We start from the raw sequence: 1977 nt of genomic DNA, 5'->3' as shown, positions 1-1977 counted from the left end.
TCTTGCTTCCAGTGTTAAGGCACCCTGATTTACTAACTTCAGCTTTAGCAGCGATTAGTTGTGCCGTAGATTCTTGTAGTCCGATCGCAGCCGAACTGTGTTGTAATTGGGCTAGCTTGTAAGCAGCTACAGCTAGATCTGTCTGTTTGCGACTGACTTTACCTTGCGCTGACAAGATTTTGATCCGATCGTGCTTGGCTTGAAATTCGCTCAAGTTAACTCGTGCTTGAGCTAACTGTGCTTGCGATAGCGAAACTGCAACTTGTGCTTCCCTGATGGCAATTTGAGCGGAGTTGAGTCGGACGGGTTGATTTTCTTTGAGAGCCACCCTAGTAGTGGTGCTGGTATCCGGCTCTGAAGTGAGATCGCTGCTCACAATGGGCGGTACTAAGGGCAAATCTATTCGTACTTGTTGACTGTTACTGGCTGGCAAGTGGATAAATCCAGCTACTACCAGTCCGACAATGCCAAATCCAGCAAAAGATCGCCCTAATCTTAATAGTACATTCATATTTTTTCCTCCTAATTTGCGGGTAGCATTGTTAGATTGGGGTACGTGCCACTTGGCGAAACGTCCGATTTCCTAAAGCCTAAAGCCTCTCATCGATGCCTTCGGATCGAGGGAATCCCCAGTGCCACAACGATTACACCAACGATCGCCCCCGTCCCGGTATAGACTAAGCTGGAGTAGAGCAGGTACCCACAGGCAGCGCAGAATAGCAGTGGTAAAATCGGGTACAGTGGCACCCGAAACGGGCGCGGTCGATCGGGATCGCGCACTCGCAGCACCAGCAGCGAGATGCTACTGAGCAAAAAGAAAAACCAGAAGATCGGCGCGGTATAGTCCACCATCGTTTTGAACCCGTCGCGCGTCACCATACCGAGTCCGACTAGTGCTAAGGAAATTGCCCCTTGAAATAAGTAGGCGGCGGTTGGTGTATTGTAACGGTCTTGCCACACGCCCAAAAACCGAAAGGCAGCGACATCTTGCCCTAGTGCAAAGTTAGTGCGTGCGCCCGTAAAAATGGTGGCATTAATCGAATCGAGCGTAGAAATCACCACCAGCAGGCTAATGACGATCGCTCCTGGCTCCCCAAATGCCCGCCGCATCAAATCGGCAGCAACGGCTGATGATTGAGCCATCCCTGCCAATCCCAAGCCCTTCAGATATGCCAAATTAAGCAGCACATATAGTGCGGTAATAATTCCTAACCCCCAGAGGAGCGATCGAATGATGTTGCGTTGGTAGTTCTCGATCTCAGCAGAGATCTGCGCGGCTTCGTTCCAACCACCATATGACAACAGCACGAATACCATTGCCGATCCCCAAGATCTCGTAGCAGCGCCAGTAGCCGGAGTGGGAACACTAGTGTCCGCAGGCAAGGTTAAGCCGATGATAACGATTGCCAGCAGTCCCAAGACTGTGGTAATCGTCAGCCAGTTTTGGAGCCGTTTACTGTGCTTCAACCCCAGGATGTTGAGCATCGTGAGGAAGACGATCGCTAGTGCCGCATAAATCCCTGCTGAAAATGTGCCCAGCCGCAATAATTGCGAAGCATAATCTCCAAATACAAAAGCAAGTAAAGCGATCGAGCCAGTCTGAATTACACTCAGTCGCGCCCAGGCAAATAAAATCGCAATCGATCGACCGAATGCTCGCTTTAAGTAGTCATAACTACCACCGATATTTGGATATGCAGTCGCTAATTCGGCATAGCATAAAGCACCGATAATGGAGATTACTCCACCCAAGCCCCAAGCTTGTAAAACATCAGTTTCATTATTAGCATTAGCCGCAACTAATGCTGGTGTCTCAAATATTCCCGCACCAATAACTAGTCCGACAATTAGGGCGATCGCATCAAATAGCCGGATTGAAGGTCTTGTTGCTATCGTCCTATTTTCGGCAATTTTGGTTAATTTAGGTTGCTCGATTATACTCACAGCTCTAATATCTGCTATGTGGGCAACTGGCGA

General features: G+C 49.2%; 1 protein-coding gene and 1 pseudogene. Both read right to left on the bottom strand.

All coding sequences use genetic code 11. The annotated features are described in order from the left end of the window. Positions 1-511: pseudogene (locus tag RMO35_RS19210) on the bottom strand (hypothetical protein); the annotation flags it as partial. 89 nt (positions 512-600) lie between these two features. Further along, entirely contained in the window at positions 601-1944 is a 1344-nt protein-coding gene (locus RMO35_RS19205; protein ID WP_396135699.1) for an APC family permease, read from the bottom strand. Positions 1945-1977 lie beyond the last annotated feature (33 nt).

This window comes from Chamaesiphon sp. OTE_20_metabat_361, assembly GCF_031364565.1.
Note: the sequence above shows the minus strand (reverse complement) of the source record. Positions and strands in the feature narration are given on the sequence as shown.